The sequence below is a fragment of the Pseudomonas sp. BT76 TE3572 genome, assembly GCF_050435365.1.
GTDB classification, from domain to species: domain Bacteria; phylum Pseudomonadota; class Gammaproteobacteria; order Pseudomonadales; family Pseudomonadaceae; genus Aquipseudomonas; species Aquipseudomonas fluorescens_W.
In genome coordinates, this window is sequence record NZ_JBNDKE010000001.1 from 998255 (window position 1) to 1018568 (window position 20314).

Sequence of the window (20314 nt, forward strand, 5' to 3'; positions counted from 1 at the left end):
GATTATGACTCGAAATATCCTGGCAATAAAACGTCCGGGATGACATATCAGAGCGCTTAAAAGCTAACTTGTAAACTGTCAAACCTGACAGTTTACAAGGTCTTCTAAATGTGATTTTTTCTCCGTTGGCGTGGGACAAATTTTTACTGTCCGATCCATACACTTAGCCACGTCGAACCTGCCAGCAATATACCCATGGACCGATTAAAGTTTCGCAGGGCTTTGGTTGAACGAAGCCATTGATTGACGCTTGACCCAAGAACTGCCCAAGCAGTCATACAAGGCAGGGCTATAACGAAAAACGCAAAACTCAAATAAACGATGTGATCCAGGCGATCGGCACCGTTGTCGGAAAACACGCTGACGACCGCCATGGCCATCATCCAGGTTTTCGGGTTTACCCATTGCAGGCCTGCGCCAGTCAAAAGGTCTGGACGCCGATGATTTTCGGATAAGTGCGGATCGAGGGTTTCGGGTGTCGAATGGAAAATCTGCCAGGCCAGGTAGCTCAACCAGGTAACACCTGACCACTGCATGGCGTGTTGTAGCAACGGACTCTGCTTCAGGGATTCGCCCAAACCATACCCCACCAGCAGGACGACGACAGCAGCGCTGGCGCAGGCACCAAAGATGATAGGCAAAGTTGCCTTGAAGCCATACCGGGCGCTGTTGCTCAGCACCAGAATATTGGTCGGCCCCGGCGTGATGGAGGCGACGAAAGCAAACAACATAAAGGGTAGCAAGGTCGGGAAGGTGGACAACATGGCAGCGGGCTCCGTGGATTAACTCAGGAGCCGATCCTCACAAAGTCCGGGTCATGCGTCTGGAAGATTTGAGCAGCGCTTGCGATACAGCGCTGGCGTCAAACCATATGCTCGGACAAACCAGCGGCCCAGGTGACTCTGATCGGCAAACCCCAGTTCCATCGCCACCGTCGCTGGTTGCTCGCCACGGGCCAGCATTCGCCGGGCGGTCGCCAGGCGCAATTGCACGAGGTAGGCGTGCGGGGCGATGCCATAAGCGGCTTTGAAAGCGCGGGTCAGGCGGAAGCGATCAACGCCGGTTGCGGCGGCCAGCTGGTCGAGGCCGATGTCGTATTGAGCGTTGGCGTGCAGGTACTCCCGTGCCTTCTGCGCCACCAGCGGCAGGCGCGGATCCTCGCCATAGCGGGCGCGCCAGTGCAGGTGACTGGTCAGGCGTTCGAGCAAACCGTCGAGGGCGGTCTGGCGGACGATTTTCAGCTCACCGTGATGCAGGGTTTGAAACGCCAGGCTGGTGGCGTGGGCGAGTCGCGAGTCGCTGGCCAGGGTGTTGGCGAAACTCAATTGACTGTTGTCGGGGGCATTTTCGAAGACTGCACTGAGTTCACGTTTCAGCCACTGCGGGTCGAGGTACAGCATGCGGTAGGTGAAACCGTCTTCGGTCGGTGCTTCGCCGTCGTGGATGTCACCCGGCTCGAGCAGAAACACCTTGCCCGGCGTGCTTTGGTGCTTTGCCCGCCGACAGTGAAACTGCTGAACCCCTTGTTCGGTGACGCCCACCAGAAAGCTGTCATGCCAGTGCGGGTCGTAGGCATGGCCTTCGAAATGCGCACGCAGGGTCTCGATGCCGGTATCGGCGTCCTGGGCCAGGTCGATCCAGTTGTGAGTCGTCATGCTGCACCTGTGAGACGGATAGCCGACTTATTTAACGCCTGCGCCGAGGGCGATGACTAGAACGTTTGTGCAGGGATCAGTTGAACAGTCCCGCCGCGATGTTGATCGAGAACCCGAGAATGGCCGTGTTGAACAGAAAGCCGATCAGCGACTGCGCCAGGACAATCTTGCGCAGATCCCGAGTCGCCACGCCGACATCGGACGTCTGGACCGCCGCACTGATGGTGAACGAGAAATACAGGAAGTCCCAGTAATTGGGCGTTGTCAGACCTTCAGCAAAACGCAGTGCCGGGTCTTTGCCACTCCAGGTGTAGAACAGCCGGGCGTAGTGCACGCTGAAAATCACCCCGATCAGCAGCCATGAACCGATCACGGTCAATGCAGTAAAGCCGTAGTGCAACAGCTTACGGGTGGTTTCCAGGTCCTTGCTGCCGGCCAGTTCGAAGGTGATGGTCGCCAGGCTGGCAATTGCAGCGACGCATACAACAAACAGCACCAGCCCGGCGTTTTCGTCTTCGACCTCGGCAATGCGTTTCACATCTGGCGCTTTGGCGCGCGCGGTGAGCCAAAGCATCAGGACCAGGTAAGTCCAGACCCCGGCATTCCAGCCGAAGAGGATTTTGCTGATGATCGAGTCGGCTGGCGCCAGTATGCCCACGGCAATGCCGAGGGTGGTGGCGGCAGACAGGCGAGGGTGGGTGCGGGCGAGGAAGGGCATGTGAACTCGATGCGTCAGGGCTTTGCAAACACCTTAGCCCAGCGCAGTTCGTTGTGACCACACTCGAGAGAACAACACGAAGCCTGTGGGAGCGGGCTTGCCCGCGATAGCGGTGTAATGGTCAAAAGAGATATTGACTGTTATGACCTCATCGCGGGCAAGCCCGCTCCCACAGGGAATTAGGTGTTGGTCAGGTTTTCTTATGGCGCCTGCGCACAAACTTCATCACCACCACAAAAAACACCGGTACAAACACCACCGCCAGCGTCGCCGTCATCATCCCGCCAATCACCCCGGTGCCGATGGCTTGCTGGCTCGCCGAACTGGCACCGGTGGCAATTGCCAACGGCACAACACCAAGAATGAACGCCAGGGACGTCATGACAATCGGCCGCAGGCGCAGGCGTGCGGCTTGCAGCGTGGCGTCGATCAAGTCGTGGCCTTCGTCGTACAGGCTCTTGGCGAATTCGATGATCAGGATCGCGTTCTTCGCCGACAGGCCGATGATGGTGATCATCCCGACCTTGAAGAACACGTCGTTGGGCATTCCGCGCAAGGTCACGGCCAGTACCGCGCCGAGCACGCCGAGCGGCACCACCAGCAGCACCGAGGTCGGAATCGACCAGCTCTCATACAACGCGGCCAGACACAGGAACACGATCAGCAGCGACAACCCGAGCAGGATCGGTGCCTGACTGCCGGACAAGCGTTCCTGCAACGACAGCCCGGTCCATTCCTGACCCAATCCCGCTGGACCTTGCGCCACCAGCCGTTCGATTTCGGCCATGGCTTCGCCAGTGCTGTGACCGGGCGACGGTTCGCCGGAAATGCTGATCGCCGGGTAGCCGTTGTAGCGAGTCAACTGCGCCGGGCCCTGAGTCCATTTGGCCTGGACGAAGGCCGACAACGGCACCATTTTTCCGGTGTTGTTGCGCACGTGAATCTTCAGCAGGTCGGCGACCTGACTGCGCTGATCGCCTTCAGCCTGAACCACCACACGCTGCATCCGCCCCTGATTGGGGAAGTCGTTGATATAGGCCGAACCGACGGCGGTGGACAGCACATTGCCAGTGTCGGCAAAGGAAACACCCAGCGCGTTGGCCTGTTTGCGGTCGATGACCAGTTGCACCTGCGGCGCTTCAGCTAGCGCGCTTTCGCGCACGTTCATCAGGATCGGACTTTTCTCGGCGGCAGCGAGCAATTCACTACGCGCCTGCATCAGCGTGGCATGGCCGAGGCCGCCGCGGTCCTGCAAGCGGAACTCGAAACCGCTGGAGGTGCCCAGACCGTCAACGGGCGGCGGCAGTACTGCAAATGCTACGGCGTCCTTGATCTGGCTCAACGCGATGTTGGCGCGGTCGGCAATGGAGCTTGCCGAGTCGTCGCTACCCCGATCAGACCAGTCTTTGAGCGTGGTAAACGCCAACGCCGCGTTCTGGCCGCTGCCGGAGAAGCTGAAACCGAGAATGACCGTGCTGTCGCCAACGCCGGGTTCAGTGGCGTTGTGGGCTTCGATTTGTTCAACCACTTGCACTGTGCGGTTCTTGCTCGCGCCCGGTGGCAGTTGAATGTCGGTGATGGTGTAACCCTGATCCTCCACCGGCAGGAACGAGGAGGGCAGTCGACTGAAGCACACGCCCAATCCGATCAGCAGCACGCCGTAGATCAGCAGGTAACGGCCAGAGCGCTTCAACGCATAGGCGACCCAGCCCTGATATCGCTCGGTCAGTTGCTCGAAACGTCGGTTGAACCAGCCAAAGAACCCGCGCTTCTCGTGATGTTCGCCCTTGGCAATCGGCTTGAGCAACGTTGCGCACAGTGCCGGGGTCAAGGTCAGGGCGAGGAACGCCGAGAACAGAATCGAGGTGGCCATCGACAAGGAGAACTGACGGTAAATCACCCCGACCGAACCCTGCATGAACGCCATCGGAATGAACACCGCCACCAGCACCAGCGTGATGCCGATGATTGCGCCGGTGATCTGCTTCATTGCCTTGCGTGTTGCCTCTTTGGGCGACAGGCCTTCGGTGGCCATGATGCGCTCGACGTTCTCCACCACCACAATCGCGTCATCCACCAGGATGCCGATCGCCAGCACCATGCCGAACATGGTCAGCACGTTGATCGAAAAGCCCAGCGCCAACATGGTCGCAAAGGTGCCCATCAGCGCCACCGGCACCACCAGGGTTGGGATCAGCGTGTAGCGGATGTTTTGCAGGAACAGAAACATCACCGCGAACACCAGCAGCATCGCCTCGCCGAGGGTGTAAACCACTTTGGTGATCGAGACTTTGACGAAGGGCGAGGTGTCATACGGGATCTTGTATTCCACACCCGCCGGGAAGTAGCGCGCCAGTTCGTCCATCTTCGCCCGCACCAGCGTGGCAGTGCTCAAGGCATTGGCGCCCGGGGCCAATTGCACGCTGACGGCGGTCGACGGTTTGCCGTTGAGGCGGGTGGAGAACTGGTATTCCTGACTGCCGATCTCGACGCGCGCCACGTCTTTGATGCGCACAGTTGAGCCGTCGGGATTGGCTTTCAGGACGATGTCGGCGAACTCTTCCGGTGTCGACAACTGGCCTTTGACCAGAATGGTCGCGGTGATTTCCTGGGTGGTGCGGGTCGGCAAGTCGCCGATGCTGCCCGCCGACACTTGCGCGTTCTGCGCGACGATGGCGGCATTGACGTCAGCCGGGGTCAGGTTAAAACCGATCAGCTTCTGCGGGTCGATCCAGATTCGCATCGCCCGTTCGGCACCGTATAGCTGCGCCTTGCCGACGCCGTCCAGACGCTTGATCTCGTTCATCACGTTGCGCGCCAGGTAATCGCTGAGCGCCACGTCGTCGAGCTTGCCGTCGCTGGAGGTGAGGGTGATCAACAGCAGGAAACCGGCGGAAACTTTCTCCACCTGCAAACCCTGCTGCGTCACCGCTTGAGGCAGGCGCGACTCAACCACTTTCAGGCGGTTTTGCACATCGACCTGAGCCATTTCCGGGTCAGTGCCCGGCTGGAACGTCGCGGTGATGGTGGCGCTGCCGAGACTGCTCTGGGATTCGAAATACAGCAGATGGTCCGCGCCGTTGAGTTCTTCCTCGATCAGGCTGACCACGCTTTCGTCCACGGTCTGCGCCGAAGCGCCGGGGTACACGGCGTAGATTTCGACTTTCGGCGGCGCGACGTTAGGGTATTGCGCCACCGGCAACTGTGGAATGGCCAGGGCGCCGGCCAACAGGATGAACAGGGCAACCACCCAGGCGAACACCGGACGATCGATAAAGAACTGCGGCATAAAGAAGCGTCCTGCTTACTGACCAGAAGCCTGGGCAAGTGGAAGAGGGGTGTCGTCGATCTGCACTTTGTCGCCGGGGCGGGCGTGCTGCAGGCCTTCAGTGACGATGCGGTCACCGGGCTTGAGCCCGGCGGTGACGATCCAGCGATCGTTCTGCACAGCGCCCAGTTCAACCGGTTGCTGGCCGACCCGTTGTTCGGCGTCGAGCACCAGCACTTGGGCGATGCCGGCGCTGTCACGCTGGATGGCCCGTTGCGGCACGCTGATGCCTTGCTGAATGACCGCTTGCTCCAGACGCACGCGCACGAAGCTGCCCGGCAGCAAGTCGAGGTCCGGGTTGGGGAATTCGCTGCGCAGAATGATCTGACCGGTGCCCGGGTCGACGGTGATGTCGGCGAACAGCAACTTGCCCGGCAATGGATAGAGGCTGCCGTCGTCCTGGATCAGCGTGGCTTTGGCCTGGTCCTGACCGACCTGCTGCAACTGGCCGGAAAGGAATGCCCGGCGCAGGTCGTTGAGTTCGCGGGTCGATTGGGTGAGGTCGGCGTGAATCGGGTTCAGTTGCTGAATCAACGCCAGCGGTGTGGTTTCGTTCTGCCCGACGAGTGCGCCTTCGGTCACCAGCGCGCGGCCGATGCGCCCGGAAATCGGCGCTGTGACGGTGGCGTAACCCAGATTGAGTTTCGCCCGTTCCACGGCGGCTTTGTTGGCGGCGACGTCGGCAGCCGTTTGCCGGGCACTGGCCCGGGCGTTGTCATAATCCTGACCGCTGACGGCGTTGCCTTCGATCAACTGCGCGTAACGCTGCTCTTGCAGGCGCGCCTGGAATGCATTGGCTTCAGCCTTGCGCAGCGCCGCTTCAGCGCTGTCCAGGTCTGCCTTGAACGGCGCCGGGTCGATACGGAACAACACTTCGCCTTTTTTCACATCGCTGCCTTCACGGAACGCCCGCTGCAACACCACACCGGCCACCCGGGCGCGGACTTCGGCAATGCGTGGCGCGGCAATCCGCCCGCTCAGTTCACTGGTGATCGACAGGGGGCTGGCCTGGATGGTTTCGATGCGAACCGTGGCCAGAGGCGCCTGTTCTTCGGCCGTCGAGGCTTTTTCACAAGCGCTCAGCGTCACCGCCAGTGCAATCAGGCTGAGCCTGGCAAGCAGATTCTTTGACATGTAATACCCCAATAATGACCCCCAGCATCCTACGGGGAGACGACGAGGGTAGCGGTGAAGCTTTGTAGGCGCTGTGTGAAATTGTGTAAGGGTTTTACTCACGGGCGGGCGCAGGCGTATATCCTTCACGGCTTGAAACTTTTTGCGACGGTCAGGCCGCCTTCGCGAGCAAGCTCGCTCCCACAGAGATCTGAGTGGACACAGACTTTGTGAACACCACCGGACACTGTGGGAGCGAACTTGCTCGCGATAGCGGTGTATCAGTCGCCACTGCACTTTCTGGAAACACCCATGCCCAACATCCTCCTGGTCGAAGACGACACCGCGCTCTCCGAACTGATTGCCAGTTACCTGGAACGCAACGGCTATAGCGTCAACGTGATCAGCCGTGGTGACCATGTGCGCGAACGTGCGCGGGTCAATCCGCCGGACCTGGTGATTCTCGACCTGATGCTGCCGGGGCTCGATGGCTTGCAAGTCTGCCGCTTGCTGCGCGCCGATTCGGCCACGTTGCCGATCCTGATGCTCACCGCCCGCGACGACAGTCACGATCAGGTGCTGGGCCTGGAAATGGGCGCCGACGACTACGTCACCAAACCCTGCGAACCGCGCGTGTTGCTGGCCCGGGTGCGGACGTTGTTGCGGCGCAGCAGCCTCACCGAGCCGCAGACGGCCAACGACCGCATTCTGATGGGCAATCTGTGCATCGACCTGTCCGAGCGCACCGTGACCTGGCGCGAGCAACTGGTCGAACTGTCCAGCGGTGAATACAACCTGTTGGTGGTACTCGCTCGGCATGCCGGCGAAGTGCTCAGTCGAGACCAGATTCTGCAACGCCTGCGCGGCATCGAGTTCAATGGCACCGACCGCTCGGTGGACGTGGCGATCTCCAAGTTGCGGCGCAAGTTCGACGACCACGCCGGCGAGGCGCGCAAGATCAAGACCGTGTGGGGCAAGGGTTACCTGTTCAGCCGTTCCGAGTGGGAATGCTGAGTCGATGTTCAGAATCCTGTTTCGCCTGTACCTGGTGACCATCGTTTCGTACAGCGCAGCGATCTATCTGGTGCCTGACGTGGTGATCAAGGTCTTCCAGGAGCGCTTTCTCACCTACAACCTCGATTATTCGCGTGGGCTGCAAACCCTCATCGTCAAACAGTTTCACGCCGTGCCCCCGGAACAGTGGCCGGCCTTGGCTGCGGAGATGGACAAGGAATTCCAGCCCCTGCACATCGTCCTCACCGGTAACGACGATGCCGATTTCACCCCTGATGAGCGCAAGCGTTTGCAGCGTGGCGAGAACGTCGTGCGCATTGGCGACTGGGGCTGGCGCACCCTGGCGGTGTCGCCGCTGAACGAGCGGACGGTGGTGGAGATGGTCGTGCCGCCGGACCCGGTGGACGTCAGCCTGTTGTACTGGAGCATCAACGTGCTGATCGGCGCGACCATGCTCGCCTGCCTGTTGCTGTGGTTGCGCCCGCACTGGCGCGACCTGGAACGCCTCAAAGGTACGGCTGAACGTTTCGGCAAGGGCCACTTGAGCGAGCGCACACAGATTTCCAAAAGCTCCAACATCGGTAGCCTGGCCAACGTCTTCGATACCATGGCTGGCGATATCGAGAACCTGCTCAACCAGCAGCGGGACCTGCTCAATGCCGTCTCTCACGAATTGCGCACACCCCTGACACGACTGGATTTCGGCCTGGCGCTGGCACTGTCCGACGATTTACCCGCCGCCAGTCGCGAGCGTCTGCAAGGTCTGGTCGCGCACATTCGCGAGCTCGATGAGCTGGTGCTGGAACTGCTGTCCTACAGCCGCCTGCAAAACCCGGCGCGGCTGCCGGAGCGGGTCGAGGTGTCGCTGGATGAGTTTATCGACAGCATCCTTGGCAGCGTCGACGAAGAACTGGAATCCCCGGACATCGTTATTGATGTCCTCCTGCACGGACAACTTGAACGCTTCGCCCTCGACCCAAGGCTGACTGCCCGCGCTATTCAGAACCTGCTGCGCAATGCGATGCGCTACTGCGAAAAACGCATTCAGATTGGTGTGCAGGTGTGTGCCAAGGGGGCTGAAATCTGGGTGGACGATGACGGGATCGGTATTCCGGATGAGGCGCGTGAGCGGATATTTGAACCTTTCTATCGACTGGATCGCAGTCGGGATCGGGCCACGGGAGGCTTCGGTCTGGGGTTGGCCATCAGTCGTCGGGCGTTGGAAGCTCAAGGCGGCACGCTCACCGTCGAAGCGTCGCCGCTGGGTGGGGCACGGTTTCGTTTGTGGTTGCCCACCTCAGCCTGACGCATTCTGTGTAGCAGCTGCCGAGCCTGCGAGGCTGCGTTCGAGGACGCAGTCCTCGCCAACCCGGCTGATGCGGTTTTCCTGAAAGAATGGAGTGCCTGACTTTACGACTGCTTCGCCCGAGCGCGGACCGAGCCGAACGCAGCCTCGCGCTGCTCGACAGCTGCTACAGGGGGGTAGCCTGGCACTTCGGTTGATGCAATCAACCCAACTCCAGCCACCTGCATCCGTTCGATCGCCGCGGCCAGTGAGCCGTCCAGATCAATCGCCCGACACGCATCCAACACCACAAACGCGTTAAACCCTGCCGCCCGCGCATCCAGCGCGGAAAACATCACGCAGAAATCGAGTGCCAGCCCAACCAGATAAACCGTGTCGATACCGCGTTCCTTCAAGTACCCGGCCAAGCCTGTGGTGGTCGTTCGGTCCGCCTCCAGAAACGCCGAGTAACTGTCGATGTCCGGGTTGCAGCCCTTGCGGATGATCAATTGGGCGTGGGGCAGATCCAGATCCTTGTGCAACTCGGCACCGGGCGTAGCTCGCACGCAATGGTCCGGCCAGAGCGTCTGTTCGCCATAAGGCAGTTGAATGACGTCATAAGGCGCGCGGCCCGGGTGGCTGGAGGCGAAGGATGCATGTCCGGCCGGGTGCCAGTCCTGGGCGATGATGACTTGGGTGAACCGGGCGCCGAGGCGGTTGATCAGCGGGACGATCAGATCACCTTCGGGTACCGGCAACTGGCCGCCGGGGATGAAGTCGTTCTGTACGTCGATGACGAGCAAGGCTGTGCGTGAAGAGATTGGCATGGGTAGGTTCCTCCTTGGAAATGAGGCCCCCAGCATAGTGTCAAAACAGATCACGCGCTCAGCCGGCTTCGCAACAGCTTGGCCATGTCCTCCAGATCCGCTACCGGGTTATGCCCGATCAACATCCAGGCATGTTCCATGTCAGCCCAATAGACAATGTTCATCCCGTACCGGCGCTCCTGGGCGAAATGCCGGCTGCCGCTGTTGGAGCGGGTGACGCACAGCGCCATGGGGCCGTGCGCCGGGTCCAGGTAGGTGATTTGGGCAATGGCGACGCCGTCGTACTCGAGGATTTGCGCGCGCTTGAACTCAGACCGTGGCAGGGCCAGTTTCGCCGGCACAAGATTGAGGCCAAGACGTGCATCAATGGTCCGCAGTTGCGCCCGCTGAGCGGCTTCGTCAGTGGCCAGGTGGTCCAGGGTTTGCGGCACGTAAAGCGACATGTACTCGGCCACCAGCCCGCGCCAGTTTTCCTTTTGCTGGCTCAACTGCCAACCGAGGAACAGCCGATCCGCCACCACGCCACTCAACACCAACCCGGCGGCCGCCGCGAGAAACCAGCGCCGATTCATGGCTGGGCGTTCAGGTGAAGGCAAGGTGTCGAGCATCGATTGCAAGCGGTCCACGGGCGCCTGTCGACCCAACTCGTCGTAGGCCTCCTTGAACGGCAGGCTGCTGCGGGCCAGCCATTGCAGGCGCAGGTTGAGCGTCGGGTCCTCGGCAATGGCCGCGTCGATGCGGGTGCGCTGTTCGCTGTCGAGCTGGTTGTCGAGGTAGGCCACCAGTTGCTCATCCGAGGGTACCGTCGGGCGTGCGTGATCGTTCATCGACGTTCTCCTGTGGAAGGGTTCGGCACGGTGTGCAATGGCGGGTATTCGGCCAGTTTTGCGCGTGCCGCAGCCAGGCGACTCATGACAGTGCCGATGGGTACGTCCAGCACGTCGGCCACTTCGCGATAGGATAAGCCCTCGACGTAGGCGAGAAACACCGTTTCGCGTTGGGTTTCGGGCAGGGCATCAACGCGCCGGATCACCTGCGCCGCGAGGACATGGGTTTGCGCCGCGTATTCACCGTCGAACGACAAAGCGTTGTCGGCATCCACCAGCCCCTGTCCATGACGCACTCTTCGGGAGCGAACTTCGTTGAGCCAGATCGAGTGCAGAATACTCAGCAACCAGCGGTCCATGCGCGAGCCCGGGACAAACTGCCCGGCACGCTCGAGCGCCCGCACGCAGGTGGCCTGCACCAGGTCTTCGGCGACATGCCGTTGCCGGGACAACAGCAAGCCGTAGCGCCATAAACGCGCCAGGTGCTGGCCCAGTTCTGCCCGTATTGCCTGATCGCTGGCGATGGCGGCCTCCGTCTGCTCGGTGTGTCAGGTTTTCGATGAATCGTTGATGGATTCGGCCAGGTCCTGGTATTCCTCGCAGGTGGTGCTGCCGCAGATGGTTTTGATCTGCTGCAACTGCTCTTGCGCCAGATCCAGTCGACCTTTGACCACATACGCTTCGCCGAGGTATTCGCGAACTTGCGCGTAGTGGGGATCAAGTTTGACCGATTGCAGGTAATAACCGATGCCTTCGTCGGTGCGCCCCAGTTTACGTGTAGCGTAGCCGCGATAGTTCAAGGCCTTGGCGGTATTTGGCTGTTTTAGGGTGTCGAGCAGGGCCAGGGCTTCTTCGTAGCGACCGTCCTTGGCCAGCCGATAAGCGTAATCGGTACGGTCGGCGTCCGGTACCAGGCTGCTGGTTTGCTTGAGGCATTTTTGCGACCGGGAGTCGAAGACCTGCCCTTTGGGGCAATTGGGTCTTGCGGGAGCGTCATCGCCACCACCATTGGCGAACGCCAGCGAACTGGACAATGCGATTGCCAGCAGCAACTGGACGGTTAACACAGCGAAACGGGTGTTCATGGGCGATGCTCCACAGGTTAATTCGCTTCAGTTCGGTTTGGGTTGTTCATGGGCAATTCTCAGGGTCGATGAAAGATGAACACCACAGGGTGAACAATTATTCATTTCTTTCTGGCGGTCTGTGCAAGGAAAGCTCAAATCGAGGCGTTATGCTCGACAGCATTCGTTGTCGATCTGGAGCACTGTCATGAAAGATCAGGTCCATCACTCGGCGGCCGCCGGCTATAAAATCGGCGCTGATACCTACGTTCTCGGTCGTCCGGACTATCCGCCGCAAGTGGCCGATTGGCTCACGGGCACCCTTGGTTTGAACGCGAACAAAGCCGTGGTTGATCTGGGCGCCGGCACTGGCAAGTTCACCGGTCGGCTGGTGGCGACCGGTGCGCAAGTGATTGCAGTGGAGCCGGTGGCGCAGATGCTCGAGAAATTGTCCGAAGCCTTCCCTGAAGTGCTGGCCGTCAGCGGCACCGCCATGGACCTGCCGCTGCCGGATGCTTCGGTGGACGTGGTGATTTGCGCCCAGGCCTTTCACTGGTTTGCCAGCAGCGAAGCACTGAGCGAAATTGCCCGTGTACTCAAACCCCGTGGCAAGCTGGGGCTGGTGTGGAACCTGCGTGATTCCCGGGTGAGCTGGGTGCCGAAACTGGATGCGATCGTCAATGCGCTGGAGGGCGATACGCCGCGTTATTACACCGGGGCCTGGCGGCGGGCGTTTCCGCATCCGGCGTTCGGACCTCTGGCAGAACAGCGTTTCAGCCATGGGCACACAGGTTCGCCGGAAGATGTGATTTTCAACCGCGTGCGCTCCACCAGTTTTGTGGCGGCATTACCGGCGGTGGAGCGGGCGAAGGTTGATGAGCAGATCAGGGCGCTGATCGCGGCGGAGCCTGATCTGCGTGGCAGAGACGTCGTTACGGTGCCCTATGAGACGGCAGCGTTTGTGGCGGTGAAGGGCGGTTAGCCCAACAACCGAATCGGTTGTCCCGCAGACCAGGCCTGAATGTCCTCGATCATCTGCGAGAAAAACTGGTGGTAGTTCTGCTGACTGACATACCCGACGTGGGGCGTGGCCAGCACATTGTCCAGGGTTCTGAACGGATGATGAGGCGGCAAGGGTTCCTGCTCGAAAACGTCCAGCGCAGCGCCTGCCAGTCGCCGTTTCTGCAATGCCTTGATCAATGCGGACTCATCGACAATCGGACCACGGGCCGTGTTGACCAGCAGTGCCGTGGGTTTCATCCAGTCCAGCGCCTGGGTGTCCACCAAGCCACGGCTGCGATCGCTGAGCACCAGATGGACCGACAGCACATCGGCTTGCTCGAACAGTTCCTGCTTGCTGACGTAGGTCACGCCGACCTCGGCCGCACGTTCGGCGGTCAGGTTCTCGCTCCAGGCAATCACCCGCATGCCGAACACCTGACCGAACTGGGCAACGCGAGCGCCGATGCTGCCCAGACCCAGGATCGCCAGGGTCTTGCCGTTCAGGTCGCCACCCAGGCTTTGCTGCCATAAACCGGCGCGCAGGGCGTTGGCTTCGACCACCAGGTTGCGGGTCGCCGCCATGATCAGCGCCCAGGTCAGTTCCGGCGCGGCGTGCTTGTAACTGTCGGTGCCACAGACCTGAATACCCAGAGCGGTGGCGGCTTTCAGGTCCAGGGCGGCGTTGCGCATGCTGCCGGTGGCCAGCAGCTTGAGTTTCGGCAAGCGCCGCAACAGGTCCTCGTCGAAGCGGGTACGCTCGCGCATCACGCAGATCACCTCGAACTCGCCCAGCCGTGCCGCCAGGGTGTCGTTGTCGGCAGGGTAGTCATGGATGAAACTCACCTGGCCGATGTCGTCCAGCACCGACCAGTCCACCACATCACGGGCCACGTCCTGCCAGTCATCAATCACCGCAATCTGCACTGCCATCAGCCTTACCTCATCAATGAACGGGGTTGGTTTTGTTCAGCCAGGCGAGCAGGGCCTGGTGGAATTGCGCCGGTTCTTCCATTTGCGGCGCGTGGCCCATGCCGGGGAATTCGACCAGCGTCGACCGGGGAATCAGTTTCGCCACCTGCTTGCCGAGGACGTTGTAGTGACCGAGTTTCGCCTTGACCTCCGGCGGAGCGATGTCGCTGCCGATGGCGGTGGTGTCGGATGTGCCGATCAGCAGAAGGGTCGGCATCTTCAGGTCCTTGAACTCGTAGTACACCGGTTGGGTGAAGATCATGTCGTAGATCAGCGCCGAATTCCACGCCACCTGCGTATGCCCCGGTCCTTTGTTCAGCCCGGCGAGCATGTCTACCCAGCGATCGAATTCCGGCTTCCAGCGACCGCCGTAATAGGTGTTGCGTTCATAGGTGCGGATGCCTTCGGCCGTGACTTTCAGCTCGCGTTCGTACCATTGATCAACCGTGCGATAGGGAACGCCGAGGGCTTTCCAGTCTTCCAGGCCGATGGGGTTGACCAGTGCCAGTTGTTCGACTTGATCGGGGTATTGCAGCGCATAGCGAGTGGCGAGCATGCCGCCGGTGGAATGCCCGAGAACACTGGCTTTCTGAATGCCCAGGGCCTTGAGCAGTTGCTGGGTGTTGGTTGCCAGTTGCTGGAAGCTGTACTGATAGTTGTCCGGTTTACTGGAGGTGCAGAAACCGATCTGGTCCGGGGCGATGACCCGGTAACCGGCCTCGCTCAAGGCCTTGATCGAAGTGTCCCAAGTGGCACCGCAGAAGTTCTTGCCGTGCATCAGCACCACGCTGCGTCCATTGGCCTTGCCGTGGGCGGCGACATCCATGTAACCCATTTGCAGGGATTTGCCCTGGGACTCAAAGGCGAAATGCTTGACCGTGTAGGGGTACTCGAAGCCTTGCAGCTGCGGGCCATATTCCGGCCCTTCGGCGTGGGCGATGACGGGCAATGCAGCGGTCAGCAGCAGGCCGGGCAGCCAGCGGGAGCGGGTGAGGGGCATGGGGGAACTCCATTGGAAATCGGCCGATGCTGGATCGGCATGATTAGGGCGACATTAAACACAGGCAATCGCCGTGGATGATCGTTCAACCCATCCAGCCCACTGTGGCCATGGCCAACACACCATAACGGGCGCCTTTGGCAAGGGTCACGATCAGCAGGAATCGCCCCAGCGGCTCGCGCATCACGCCGGCCACCAGGGTCAGCGGATCACCGATCACCGGCACCCAGCTCAGCAGCAACGACCAATGACCGTAACGCTGATAATGGACTCGGGCTTTTTCCAGATGGCGCGGGCTGACCGGAAACCAGCGCCGATCGCGAAACCGCTCGATACCGCGCCCCAGCCACCAGTTCAGCAGTGACCCCAGGACATTGCCCAATGTCGCCACGGCGAGCAGCGACCAGAGCCAATACTTGCCGCTGAGCAACAGCCCCACCAGCACCGCTTCGGACTGCAAGGGCAGCAAGGTTGCCGCACCGAATGCGGCGAAGAACAGCCCGATGTACGCACCGAACATCAATGGGCGGGGTAGTCCGCCACCACCACGTCAGTACCGTCTTTTTTCAGGCCGATCACTTGATACGCATCGCTCATGCCGTCCATTTCCATGCCGGGTGAACCCATGGGCATGCCTGGGGCGGCAACGCCCAACAGATCGTCGCGCTTGCTCAAGGCCAGCACCTGATCGGCGGGGACATGACCTTCAACGAATTTGCCGTTGATCAAGCCGGTATGGCACGACGCCAGACGCGGAGGTACGCCGTGCTGTTGCTTGAATTCGCTCATGTTGGCTTCGACGTGATCGTCGACTTTGAAACCGTTGGCTTCCAGATGGCTGATCCATTTTTTGCAGCAACCGCAATTGGCATCGCGGTGAACCTCGATCGGGATCAGGTCGGCGGCCTGGGCCAGGGAGGAAATGAACAGGGCGCTCAGGGCGACCAGACGCAGATGGGTTCGCATGGGGAATCTCGTTTCGAATGGCGGCAAAAAAACGCATTCTGACCATTTTAGCTGGCATCGAGGCAGGAGATTGTTTCGAAGTAATACGAGTTTCAGCAGCCACGCATTCTTTGCAGGCTGCGTCCGGCTGCGAAGCAGTCGTAAAATCAGAACTCACGGTGCATCAGCCAGATCGTGTAAGCCGGATTTACGACTGCTACGCAGCCGGGCCAAGTGTCCGTTACCGGTCAAGCAACTTCATGACTTCCTCCGGGTAACGTAAGCCCGCCGTGGCATTGGCCGGGAATATCGCTTCCAGCGCTTGCAAGTCTTCGCCGCTGAGTTTCACGTTCAGCGCGGCCACATTTTCTTCCAGGTATTTACGCTGTTTGGTTCCCGGAATCGGGATCACGTAATCACCCTGAGCCAGTACCCACGCGAGCGCCAGTTGGCCAGCGGTCACGCCTTTTTCTGCGGCCAGGTCCTGCACTTGCTGAACCAGCAACAGATTCCTGGCGAAATTCTCGCCTTGAAAGCGCGGGCTGAAACGACGGTAGTCGTCTGCCGCGAAATCATCGGGGCTTTTCAGCGCTCCGGTGAGAAAGCCACGGCCCAAAGGGCTGTAAGGGACGAAGGCGATCCCTAGGCGCTGACACGTAGCCAGACAACCGTTTTCCTCCTGATCACGACTCCACAACGAATACTCGCTCTGCAGTGCACTGATCGGATGAACCTTGTGTGCCCGCTCAAGCGTTGCGACCGAGGCCTCGCTCAAACCCAGGTACCGAACCTTGCCGGCTTTCACCAGGTCGGCCATGGCGCCGACGGTTTCCTCGATGGCCACCTGCGGATCGATGCGGTGCTGGTAGTACAAATCCAGGGTCTCGACACCGAGGCGCTTGAGGGTGCCGTCGATAGAGGCGCGAATGTACTCCGGTCGGCCGTTGACGCCCCGCGCAACCGGATTGCCCGGGTCGCGGACGATCCCGAATTTACTGGCCAGAAACACCTGGTCGCGTTTGCCGACGATGGCTTTGCCGATCAGATCTTCGTTGGTGTGCGGGCCGTACATGTCGGCGGTGTCGAGCAGGTTGATCCCCAACTCCAGCGCGCGGTGCAGAGTGGCCGTGGCTTCACGGATGTCCACGCCCGTCGTGTAGAAATCGGTCATGCCCATGCAGCCCAGACCTATCGCGCTCACCTGTGGGCCGTTTTTGCCCAGTTGACGTGTTTGCATGAAATCAGCTCCCTGTGAATGTGGAGTCCATTGTTGATCTCGACAGAAGCAAGATAAACCGGTTAAAACTGCTATCACTGTTCGTAATTTCTAAATAATCAGCCGGTAAGCAAAAGTAATGGACCGTTTTAACGCGATGCGCGTATTCACTCGAATCGTCGAACTGGGCGGCTTTGCCAAGGCGGCGGATAGCCTGCAATTGCCCCGGGCCTCAGTGACCATTCTGATCAAGCAGCTGGAGGCGCATCTCGGTGTGCAGTTGCTGCAACGCACGACGCGGCAGATCAGCCTGACGCTCGACGGCGCGGCCTATTACCCTCGTTGCGTGCGGTTGTTGGCGGATCTGGAGGAAACCGAAGCGGTGTTCAACGCTGCACGCAATAACCCCAAGGGGCTGTTGCGCGTGGACATGCCGGCGGGCGTGGGACGTTTGATGGTGATCCCGGCATTGCCGCAATTTACTGCCCGGTATCCCTTGATCGAGCTGGAAATCGGCTTGAATGACCGGCCTGTTGACCTGATACGCGAAGGCGTCGATTGCGTGCTGCGCGGTGGCGACGCTCTGGACGATTCTCTGGTGGCGCGGCCGCTGGCCATGCTGGACCAGGTCACGTGTGCCAGCCCCGACTACTTGAAGCGATTCGGAACGCCGCAGTCTCTGGCTGACCTTGCAGGTCATCAGATGGTGGAGTACTTCTCCAGCAGCAATGGCAAGCGGTATGGGCTGGAATTCATGGTCAATGATCAGGTTCAGGTGGTTAATCTACCCAAGCACGTCTCGGTTAACAGCGCCGACGGTTATCTGGCCGCTTGTGAGGCGGGGTATGGTTTGGTCCAGACCCCGTATTACCACGTAGCCCGCCAGCTGAGCGAAGGCCTTTTGTGTGAAGTCCTCAGGACGGTGCCGACACCGGGGATGCCGCTGACGGCGCTCTACCCGCCGCACCGCCAGTTGTCCCGGCGGGTGAGGGTGTTTGTCGACTGGCTGGTGGAGCTTTGCGCGCAGCCAGGCAATGACTTTTATCGAAAAGACTCACGCGGCTGAGCGGGCTTTGTTCAGCGCTTCGGCGCAACTCTGCGTGTTGGTGTTTTGCTGTAAATCGTCATGCAAACGTTGCATGTGCGGGCAGTGCAGGTTGAGGTGTCGAGCCTGCGCGCCTCGATGAAACAGTGCGAACCACCCATTACTGACTGATGTAGGCATCAGCCCGGTAAAGGTGAAGCCACGGGCCGCCAAATTGCGAAAGTCCTGGGCAAAGTGCCGTGACATCTGAAGTCTGGCCGAGATCAGCCAGTGCCTGGGCAATTGACCGATCTGGTCAAGCAGGCGTTTGGTCAAACGCTGAATGACCATGTCGAATCTTCTATGGTGTTGCTTGAGTTGCAAGGGCAGAGAAGACAACGGCGTCGTGTCCGGATGAGTCCCGAACACGGAACACAAGTGCTGCATAAACCCCCGGCAGCTGTCAGGCCATGGGATGTCGGGGAGCGGTCGCGTATGTCCTTCGACGACATGACAACCCATCACGATGGTTTCCGGCAGCGGCTCAGCGAAGGGCGAAGGGACGTAGTCAGGAAGCAATCCCGTGCTGTGGAAACCGATGTTTGCTGCCATGCGTTGCGTGTAAGGATGGTGGGTCACTTGTTTGATCGAGACGCCCTTGAATCCCAGGGAACCCGAGCGCGACAGTAACTCCCGGCCCAGGCGGGTTGCGATACTGTGGCCCTGCGCGGCAGGATGCACCACGCTGAGTGCCAGCTCGGTGGTGTACGCAGGCGTGTCATGGCACAACGCGGCATGCCCTAGAACGCGTACGTCGTCCACCGCCACCATCGACTTCCAGTGCCCCTCGGCATTGTGCTGATTGATCATATTCGGCAAGTAAACATCCGGCTGAACGTAATGATCGCCATAGACCTCGCGAAACAACTGGCTCACGGCACGTGCGTCGGATGGCCGATAGGGTCGAAAAATCAAATGCGGCATCAGGCAGTCTCCGGCGACGGTGCGTCATACACGCGCAAGTCCAGGACCCGCAGCTGTTTGCCGGAACGTGGGTGCAGTTTCAGTGCGGTGACATCGCAGGACAACACTCGCAACTCCAACAGACCCTCGCGGCTCAGTTCCTCGAGGGCGGGATAGTGTTCAACCAGCGCCTCGTACAACGCTCGGCACACCGGTACGGTGGCCATTGATAGCGCTGAGGGAACCCATTTCACACTCAAAATATCTTTGTATCCGTCATGTTCGATCAGCAATTGCCATTGGTCGTTGTGGGCGATGCGTTGGACGATCTGCTGGATGTCATCGATCAGCAGCGACAGTACCCCGACTCGCACGCGCTGGCTGTGCGCGCTACGGCCCTTGAGAGCGAATTTGCGCTTCGGGGTTGAGCCGGGTTCCCGCCAGCACGCGCGGTCGCCCACCGGATAACGCAGCAGTGGCATGAGCCGGCGAGTCAGATTGGTCACCACCAATAATCCGGTTCGATCGCAGTCTTCGATGACTTCACCAGTGAGTTCATCGACGATCTCCAGCAAGGTGTGTGGTTCAAACACCCGATGCTCGCCCAAGGCGCAGTCGCGGCCGCTGGCCCCGATAAGGCCGGCGTCTACGCTGGCGTAGCCAATGGAAGCAATGCGCACGTTGGGAAACACGTCGGTGAGGATCGCCAACTGCGGGGCAAACAGGCTTTCGCCGCCGTACAACAGCGTATCAACCCCGCACAATACTCGCCGATGCTGGTTCAGGTAGGCCGCGAATCTCAGCAGCTGTGCCGGTACGCCGACCAGCACGTTGATCCGGTGCTGATCAATCGCATTGGCCAGTACATCCAGCTCGACGTGTCCGGTAAACGGAAATTCGCAAATGGATCGCCTGACATGTGCCAGGGAGTCGTGGATGAACAGAAAGCTGGCGTAAAGATCACCGGAAAAAAACAGATTGGCGACACGGTCGCCGTCGTTCAGCTGAGAGGAAAAACTTTCTCCAAACGTACTGACGAGTACTTGCCATTCGTCATAGGTGTACACCGTCAGTTTGCCCTGGCTGGTCGATCCGCCGGTTTTAAACACCAGCGCATCGTCGACCTTTCCGGTCAGGACCGGCCAATGACTCAAATCATGGCTGTCAGCCCAATAGTCTGCCGCATTGGTCAGCGGTAGATCTTTTAGTGTGATTCCCTGCGGCGGTAAGTGTTTCAGTTGTTTGCTATAGAAGTTTGAATGTTGTCGTATATAAGGCAGCAGTTGTTCGAGCGAATAAGTTGATTTCACTGGATGCTCTCTTTATATCAGGCGTCTTGATGGTTTAAGACAGGCTGTGAGTAG

19 protein-coding genes and 1 pseudogene are annotated in these 20314 nt (G+C 59.9%); 4 read left to right on the plus strand and 16 right to left on the minus strand.

Translation table 11 applies throughout. The annotated features are described in order from the left end of the window. Nucleotides 1-143 precede the first annotated feature (143 nt). The 5 genes from ABH912_RS04665 to ABH912_RS04685 form a co-directional block, all read right to left on the minus strand. Entirely contained in the window at nt 144-764 is a 621-nt protein-coding gene (locus tag ABH912_RS04665; protein WP_033055134.1) for a LysE family translocator, read from the minus strand. A gap of 51 nt (nt 765-815) precedes the next feature. After that, complete coding sequence (locus ABH912_RS04670; protein WP_033055133.1) at nt 816-1655, minus strand: AraC family transcriptional regulator; 840 nt, start codon at nt 1653-1655, stop codon at nt 816-818. A gap of 76 nt (nt 1656-1731) precedes the next feature. Continuing rightward, the gene (locus ABH912_RS04675) at nt 1732-2373 is read right to left on the minus strand and encodes a DUF1345 domain-containing protein (RefSeq protein WP_033055131.1); all 642 of its coding nucleotides are present in this window, start codon (nt 2371-2373) and stop codon (nt 1732-1734) included. Between the two features lie 190 nt (nt 2374-2563). Beyond that, nucleotides 2564-5662, minus strand: a complete 3099-nt coding sequence (locus ABH912_RS04680) for a multidrug efflux RND transporter permease subunit (RefSeq protein WP_429509752.1) — start codon at nt 5660-5662, stop codon at nt 2564-2566. A 15-nt stretch (nt 5663-5677) separates the two neighbouring features. Next, on the minus strand, nt 5678-6835 hold the full coding sequence (locus ABH912_RS04685) for an efflux RND transporter periplasmic adaptor subunit (RefSeq protein WP_429509754.1): 1158 nt from the start codon (nt 6833-6835) through the stop codon (nt 5678-5680). Nucleotides 6836-7126: 291 nt separating this feature from the next. Between ABH912_RS04685 and ABH912_RS04690 the strand changes: the two genes are divergently transcribed. Further along, complete coding sequence (locus ABH912_RS04690) at nt 7127-7828, plus strand: response regulator (protein WP_429509756.1); 702 nt, start codon at nt 7127-7129, stop codon at nt 7826-7828. Nucleotides 7829-7832: 4 nt separating this feature from the next. Then, the gene (locus ABH912_RS04695; RefSeq protein WP_429509757.1) at nt 7833-9134 is read left to right on the plus strand and encodes an ATP-binding protein; all 1302 of its coding nucleotides are present in this window, start codon (nt 7833-7835) and stop codon (nt 9132-9134) included. A gap of 185 nt (nt 9135-9319) precedes the next feature. On the opposite strand, the pseudogene pncA reads toward ABH912_RS04695, so the two are convergent. The 4 genes and pseudogenes from pncA to ABH912_RS04715 form a co-directional block, all read right to left on the minus strand. Then, nucleotides 9320-9940 (minus strand): annotated as a pseudogene (gene pncA, locus ABH912_RS04700) (bifunctional nicotinamidase/pyrazinamidase); the annotation flags it as partial. Between the two features lie 50 nt (nt 9941-9990). After that, entirely contained in the window at nt 9991-10767 is a 777-nt protein-coding gene (locus ABH912_RS04705; protein WP_033055123.1) for an anti-sigma factor family protein, read from the minus strand. Then, nucleotides 10764-11261, minus strand: coding sequence for a sigma-70 family RNA polymerase sigma factor (locus ABH912_RS04710; protein WP_197281712.1), 498 nt, complete (start codon nt 11259-11261; stop codon nt 10764-10766). The genes ABH912_RS04705 and ABH912_RS04710 overlap by 4 nt, the downstream gene beginning before the upstream one ends. Before the next feature lie 54 nt (nt 11262-11315). Further along, the gene (locus tag ABH912_RS04715; protein ID WP_429509759.1) at nt 11316-11852 is read right to left on the minus strand and encodes a tetratricopeptide repeat protein; all 537 of its coding nucleotides are present in this window, start codon (nt 11850-11852) and stop codon (nt 11316-11318) included. A 187-nt stretch (nt 11853-12039) separates the two neighbouring features. Between ABH912_RS04715 and ABH912_RS04720 the strand changes: the two genes are divergently transcribed. Beyond that, entirely contained in the window at nt 12040-12813 is a 774-nt protein-coding gene (locus tag ABH912_RS04720) for a class I SAM-dependent methyltransferase (protein ID WP_429509761.1), read from the plus strand. Here ABH912_RS04720 and ABH912_RS04725 read toward each other — a convergent pair. From ABH912_RS04725 to ABH912_RS04745, 5 genes are all read right to left on the minus strand, one after another. Continuing rightward, a complete protein-coding gene (locus ABH912_RS04725) occupies nt 12810-13763 on the minus strand; it encodes a D-2-hydroxyacid dehydrogenase family protein (RefSeq protein WP_429509763.1) in 954 nt (317 codons plus the stop codon). The two genes, ABH912_RS04720 and ABH912_RS04725, sit on opposite strands and share 4 nt — an antisense overlap. Nucleotides 13764-13776: 13 nt before the next feature. Beyond that, nucleotides 13777-14802, minus strand: a complete 1026-nt coding sequence (locus tag ABH912_RS04730) for an alpha/beta fold hydrolase (RefSeq protein WP_429509764.1) — start codon at nt 14800-14802, stop codon at nt 13777-13779. 85 nt (nt 14803-14887) lie between these two features. Further along, nucleotides 14888-15322 carry a YqaA family protein gene (locus ABH912_RS04735; protein WP_033055118.1) on the minus strand — a complete coding sequence of 145 codons (435 nt, stop codon included), beginning with the start codon at nt 15320-15322 and terminating at the stop codon, nt 14888-14890. After that, nucleotides 15322-15768 carry a DUF411 domain-containing protein gene (locus tag ABH912_RS04740; protein ID WP_008155198.1) on the minus strand — a complete coding sequence of 149 codons (447 nt, stop codon included), beginning with the start codon at nt 15766-15768 and terminating at the stop codon, nt 15322-15324. The genes ABH912_RS04735 and ABH912_RS04740 overlap by 1 nt, the downstream gene beginning before the upstream one ends. Nucleotides 15769-15988: 220 nt before the next feature. Beyond that, nucleotides 15989-16984 carry an aldo/keto reductase gene (locus ABH912_RS04745; RefSeq protein WP_429509765.1) on the minus strand — a complete coding sequence of 332 codons (996 nt, stop codon included), beginning with the start codon at nt 16982-16984 and terminating at the stop codon, nt 15989-15991. A 118-nt stretch (nt 16985-17102) separates the two neighbouring features. Here ABH912_RS04745 and ABH912_RS04750 point away from each other — a divergent pair, with 118 nt between their 5' ends. After that, on the plus strand, nt 17103-18029 hold the full coding sequence (locus ABH912_RS04750; protein WP_429509766.1) for a LysR family transcriptional regulator: 927 nt from the start codon (nt 17103-17105) through the stop codon (nt 18027-18029). Here ABH912_RS04750 and ABH912_RS04755 read toward each other — a convergent pair. Continuing rightward, entirely contained in the window at nt 18018-18971 is a 954-nt protein-coding gene (locus ABH912_RS04755) for a GNAT family N-acetyltransferase (protein WP_429509768.1), read from the minus strand. The genes ABH912_RS04750 and ABH912_RS04755 overlap by 12 nt on opposite strands. Continuing rightward, complete coding sequence (locus ABH912_RS04760; protein ID WP_429509769.1) at nt 18971-20260, minus strand: phenylacetate--CoA ligase family protein; 1290 nt, start codon at nt 20258-20260, stop codon at nt 18971-18973. The genes ABH912_RS04755 and ABH912_RS04760 overlap by 1 nt, the downstream gene beginning before the upstream one ends. Between the last annotated feature and the right edge of the window lie 54 nt (nt 20261-20314).

Coding starts and splice junctions, on each gene's coding strand:
- ABH912_RS04665 (WP_033055134.1), bottom strand. CDS start 764: ATGTTGTCCACCTTCCCGACCTTGCTACCCTTTATGTTGTTTGCTTTC.
- ABH912_RS04670 (WP_033055133.1), bottom strand. CDS start 1,655: ATGACGACTCACAACTGGATCGACCTGGCCCAGGACGCCGATACCGGC.
- ABH912_RS04675 (WP_033055131.1), bottom strand. CDS start 2,373: ATGCCCTTCCTCGCCCGCACCCACCCTCGCCTGTCTGCCGCCACCACC.
- ABH912_RS04680 (WP_429509752.1), bottom strand. CDS start 5,662: ATGCCGCAGTTCTTTATCGATCGTCCGGTGTTCGCCTGGGTGGTTGCC.
- ABH912_RS04685 (WP_429509754.1), bottom strand. CDS start 6,835: ATGTCAAAGAATCTGCTTGCCAGGCTCAGCCTGATTGCACTGGCGGTG.
- ABH912_RS04690 (WP_429509756.1), top strand. CDS start 7,127: ATGCCCAACATCCTCCTGGTCGAAGACGACACCGCGCTCTCCGAACTG.
- ABH912_RS04695 (WP_429509757.1), top strand. CDS start 7,833: ATGTTCAGAATCCTGTTTCGCCTGTACCTGGTGACCATCGTTTCGTAC.
- ABH912_RS04705 (WP_033055123.1), bottom strand. CDS start 10,767: ATGAACGATCACGCACGCCCGACGGTACCCTCGGATGAGCAACTGGTG.
- ABH912_RS04715 (WP_429509759.1), bottom strand. CDS start 11,852: ATGAACACCCGTTTCGCTGTGTTAACCGTCCAGTTGCTGCTGGCAATC.
- ABH912_RS04720 (WP_429509761.1), top strand. CDS start 12,040: ATGAAAGATCAGGTCCATCACTCGGCGGCCGCCGGCTATAAAATCGGC.
- ABH912_RS04725 (WP_429509763.1), bottom strand. CDS start 13,763: ATGGCAGTGCAGATTGCGGTGATTGATGACTGGCAGGACGTGGCCCGT.
- ABH912_RS04730 (WP_429509764.1), bottom strand. CDS start 14,802: ATGCCCCTCACCCGCTCCCGCTGGCTGCCCGGCCTGCTGCTGACCGCT.
- ABH912_RS04735 (WP_033055118.1), bottom strand. CDS start 15,322: ATGTTCGGTGCGTACATCGGGCTGTTCTTCGCCGCATTCGGTGCGGCA.
- ABH912_RS04740 (WP_008155198.1), bottom strand. CDS start 15,768: ATGCGAACCCATCTGCGTCTGGTCGCCCTGAGCGCCCTGTTCATTTCC.
- ABH912_RS04745 (WP_429509765.1), bottom strand. CDS start 16,984: ATGCAAACACGTCAACTGGGCAAAAACGGCCCACAGGTGAGCGCGATA.
- ABH912_RS04750 (WP_429509766.1), top strand. CDS start 17,103: ATGGACCGTTTTAACGCGATGCGCGTATTCACTCGAATCGTCGAACTG.
- ABH912_RS04755 (WP_429509768.1), bottom strand. CDS start 18,971: ATGCCGCATTTGATTTTTCGACCCTATCGGCCATCCGACGCACGTGCC.